This is a genomic window from Desulfobacter sp. UBA2225, assembly GCF_002348205.1.
Lineage (GTDB): Bacteria > Desulfobacterota > Desulfobacteria > Desulfobacterales > Desulfobacteraceae > Desulfobacter > Desulfobacter postgatei.
The window spans coordinates 1-4,217 of the sequence record NZ_DDYV01000075.1; the positions used below are offsets into that span (position 1 = coordinate 1).

Sequence of the window (4,217 nt, forward strand, 5' to 3'; positions counted from 1 at the left end):
ATTTTTATAAATGCTACCGGGCCATGGTACGCTTTAAGGTTAATTGCATCCGCCTCCAGGAGCATGATGTTTGCGAACAGGAACGCAATAAACTTTTAAAAAAGACAAAAAAATACCTTGCCCTTTCGGACCGGTATGCCGATCGCTTCTCCAGACCCATGATCTGGGTAATCTGCGGTATGCCGGCATCCGGAAAGAGCACTTTGGCACAAGCCCTTTGCCTGGCACTGAATATCCGGTCCATCAATTCGGATGTGGTCCGGAAAAAAATTTTTTCAGCCCCGCCGACGGATCCTGAGAACATGCCTTTTGAAAAAGGAATGTATTCGGAAACCGCTACCGGCCGGACCTATGACGCGCTTGTATCTCTGGCAGAAAAAGAAATTAAAAAAGGCAACTCCGTGGTAATAGATGCGACCTTCAGCCGGGAAACATATCGAAAACAAGTGGTTTCCATGGCTGAGCAATCAGGTGCAGGCATCGTGTTTACCGAATGCACGGTACCGGACCCTGTTCTACAAGAAAGGTTGATCATGAGAAAGGGCCGGAACACAATATCTGATGCGCGGATTTCCCATTTTCAATCATTCAAGACCCGGTTTGAACCGATTCGAAAAACAGAGACGAATCACTATATAAAAGTGGATACCGAAGCATCCATGGATGCGTCTCTTTCAAAAATTCTACCCCGGATAATTTAAAAAATTAATGTACTCAAACAACAGGCACAGGGCCTGATGCATAAAAAAAGAAAGGAGGAGCCATGTTCAAGCACATTTTAGCAGCGACAGACCTTGTGGGAGTTAAGGACCCCGTGGTGACAGGCGCCGCTGCCATCGCCGAAACCCATCAAGCCAAGCTCAACATTCTTCATGTAGCGGAGTCCTCCCATGAAAACAACCGACACCTGGTTAAGGATTTTAAAACCGGCGAGGAGATCAATTTTTCGTCGGCATATCAGGAAATTGTCCAGAAAGAACTTTTCGATTTTTATAAACCCATATTGCCGGTGGGCATAGATTTTGATGTTCAGGTTGTTTGCGGATTCCCCTGGGAAGAGATTGTTCGTCAATCTCGGCACCTTAACGCGGGCATGATCGTTCTTGGTCCCCATTCCGAACGTGCCGCTCAAAGGGGTACCGTCCGGATGGCCGGAAAAATTGGCAGCACCGTGGAAGGTGTGGTCATGCGGGAAAATTGTCCGGTGATGATTATCAATCCCTCAGTTCACTTGTCCTCGGCGGCATTCAAAAAAATTGTGGTGGGGGTGGATTTTTCCGTATCCTGCGAATGCGCCTTGTTTTTTGCCCGGAAAACTGCGGAAAAATTCGGGTCGAAAATTTTCCCCTTTCACATGATCCCCGTGCCGCCGTATCCCAAGTATACCAAGGAAGATTCTGAAGCAGACCTAAAAAATACGAAAAAACGCCTGGAAGCGTTCTGCCGGGATTTGATCAAAGAGACCGATTACACTTATCAAATCTGGGGCGGGGCGTTGCCCCATCTGGAACTTGTTAAATGTGCGGAAAAGAACAATGCCGACATAATCATTCTGGGATCCCACACAAAGAAACAGGGTACAAAATGGTATGCCGGCAGTGCCGTGGAGCGGACCGCCTTCCGCGCCGGATGTCCGGTGATCGTGGTAACGGACCCGCAGGCCCTGGTTTCCTGGGATGAAAACGCGCCCAATGACCCGGCAATCGGTAAAGAGAAAGACCGGTCGATTCATGTGTTTACCGGCAAGCGACATGGATAAGGCAATGCGCCCATTACTTTTTTTTAATTCATGGCGCTTACAATAGCTGCCACATCCACATGGGTTTCAAAATGGCGGGCCAGCATGTCGTACTGCCGGTCCCGCCCATGAAGACCGCAGGATTCGGGGGGCTCAAGTTTGCCTAAGCCCAGAAGCGAAAGCCATTTTTTAAGGATGGGAGCGGAGTCAAAAAAGCCGTGCATGTAAGTGCCCATGACCCGCCCGAAGTCGGCCGCGGCACCGTCAAAGTCGGTGCAGGCCTGCCTGTTTCTCTCTTTTACCCTTAACAGGCCGTTGTCTTCGGGTTTGCCCGAAGCAATCCGGTCCGCGGAAACTGTCCGGCCCATGTGGATCTCATAACCAAGACCCGGAACGCCGTCCCATTCAAACCGGGAAATCGTAGTCGTTTTAGGCGCTTTGAGTACCGTTTCAAGGGGCAGAAGCCCCAATCCATCGGTGTCGCCCGGGGTGCCTTCAAGACCGTGGGGGTCATGGACTTTGGTGCCCAGCATCTGGTAGCCGCCGCATACGCCCAGAACATGACCGCCGTTTTTTACATAAGTCTGAATTTTGGAAGCCCAACCGGTTCGGGCAAGCCAGTTGAGGTCGCTGCGTGTGCTCTTGGAACCCGGCAGAATTACGGCTTTATAGGCAGCCAGATCTCTTGGATGCTCAACAAAATCGACGCCTAATCCATCCACCTGAAACAGGGGATCAAAATCGGTGAAATTGGAGATATGGGGGGTACGCACCACCAGCACCGTGGGGGTCTTGGCAGGATCAATTTTGGCCACAGCCTGCTCGATCACCACAGAGTCTTCGTTGGGAATACGATGATTCACCCAGGGCAGCACGCCGAAAACCGGCTTGTCGGTCTTTTTTTCGATCCATGCCACGCCCTCTTTGAACAACGCAATATCGCCACGGAACCGGTTGATGATAAAGCCTGCGATCATATCCTGTTCGGCCTTGTTCAGACAGGCCAGGGTTCCCACGATCTGGGCAAACACCCCGCCGCGGTCAATGTCTGCCGTGAGGATTACCGGTGCCTTGGCATATGCCGCCATTTTCAGATTTACGATATCCCGTGCCATGAGATTGACTTCAGCACAGGAACCGGCCCCTTCCATCACCAGCACATCATTGCCGGCACGCAGCCGATCCAGGGCCCCGCAGGCCGTATCCCAAAGTTTTGCCTTTTCCCGGTGATATTCGGCAGCGGACAGATCTTTATGCACCTTTCCCAGCAACACCACCTGGGAGCCGATCTGGGTCACGGGCTTGAGCAATACCGGATTCATGTCCACATGGGGGGCAATGCGGGCGGCTTCGGCCTGGACAATCTGGGCTCGGCCCATTTCAAGCCCTTCGGGGGTCACTCCAGAATTATTGGACATATTCTGGGCCTTATAGGGGGCCACCTTATGCCCTTGGTCTGAAAAAATCCGGCAAAGGGCTGTGGCAACCACGCTCTTGCCTACATCAGAACCTGTACCAAGAACGGCGATACATTTTGCCTGCTTTATCTCAATACTCATATTTCGTACTTTTTGCTGTACCCCCGGGGGGTGATCATTAACTCATTATAGATAAATGTAGAACTGTTTCCCACAATCACGATGCTCTGCATGCCCACGTCGGCCTTGTCCAGATCCTTAAGGGAACACAAAACCACCTTCTGGTTGTCCCGCATGGCACCTGTGACAATACCCACAGGGGTGGTGCCGGCCCGGTGTTTTAAAATGATCTCCATGGCCCGGTTAAGCTGCCAGTCGCGCTTTTTGCTTTTGGGGTTGTAAATAGTAATAACAAAATCGGCAAATGCCGCCGCTTCCAGACGTTTTTCAATGATCTCCCAGGGAGTGAGCAGATCACTTAGACTGACGGCTGCAAAATCATGGGTCAACGGCGCGCCCAAAAGTGCAGCACCGGCAGCAAGTGCGGGGATGCCCGGCACCACCTCAACCCACAGGCCGCCTTGTTCGCCGGTATTGCAGGCAATCTTCTTTAATGCCAGCATCTCCAAAACCAGTCCTGCCATGGCGTAGATACCTGCATCACCGCCGGAAACCAGGGCGCAGCAGTGGCCGCCAAGGGCGGCATCAATAGCCGCCTGAACCCGGTCCACCTCCTTGGTCATGCCCGTGGCAAGGGTCTGCTTGTCTTTAATCACATCTTCGATCAGTTCAAGATAGGTTTTGTACCCCACCACAATATCGCAGGCCTCCAGCACCTGACGTGCCCGGCCGGACATGTGGTCTGCCTTTCCGGGCCCTGTACCTATGATGTAAAGGGTATTGCCGCCAGGGCAAGGGTTACTGTTCGGCCTGCCGTTTTCCGTATTAACAGACAACTGTTGTTCCTTTCTTTTTACTGAGTCTCACTCATTTTTTATGGGTTCAGTTCAAAAATTCAGTAAATTCTAAAGCATCTCCTCCCCATTCGCTCATTTGATATA

Annotated in this window: 4 protein-coding genes; 2 read left to right on the forward strand and 2 right to left on the reverse strand. The window is 51.5% G+C overall.

Annotated features, from left to right (window positions below):
- Positions 1 to 701 (forward strand): AAA family ATPase (locus B3D59_RS04055; RefSeq protein ID WP_286817851.1); only part of this gene is annotated, 701 nt, incomplete at its 5' end.
- A 62-nt stretch (positions 702 to 763) separates the two neighbouring features.
- Positions 764 to 1,759, forward strand: coding sequence for a universal stress protein (locus B3D59_RS04060; protein WP_286817853.1), 996 nt, complete (start codon positions 764 to 766; stop codon positions 1,757 to 1,759).
- A 23-nt stretch (positions 1,760 to 1,782) separates the two neighbouring features.
- Here B3D59_RS04060 and B3D59_RS04065 read toward each other — a convergent pair whose 3' ends face one another.
- Positions 1,783 to 3,297 (reverse strand): cobyric acid synthase, encoded by a 1,515-nt coding sequence (locus tag B3D59_RS04065; protein ID WP_286817854.1) that lies wholly within the window; start codon positions 3,295 to 3,297, stop codon positions 1,783 to 1,785.
- Positions 3,294 to 4,043 (reverse strand): precorrin-3B C(17)-methyltransferase, encoded by a 750-nt coding sequence (gene cobJ, locus B3D59_RS04070; protein ID WP_414646515.1) that lies wholly within the window; start codon positions 4,041 to 4,043, stop codon positions 3,294 to 3,296. The genes B3D59_RS04065 and cobJ overlap by 4 nt, the downstream gene beginning before the upstream one ends.
- Positions 4,044 to 4,217: the final 174 nt, after the last annotated feature.

Bases quoted from the DNA above. Each gene is read 5' to 3' on its own strand.
- B3D59_RS04060 (WP_286817853.1), top strand. From the start codon at position 764: ATGTTCAAGCACATTTTAGCAGCGACAGACCTTGTGGGAGTTAAGGAC.
- B3D59_RS04065 (WP_286817854.1), bottom strand. From the start codon at position 3,297: ATGAGTATTGAGATAAAGCAGGCAAAATGTATCGCCGTTCTTGGTACA.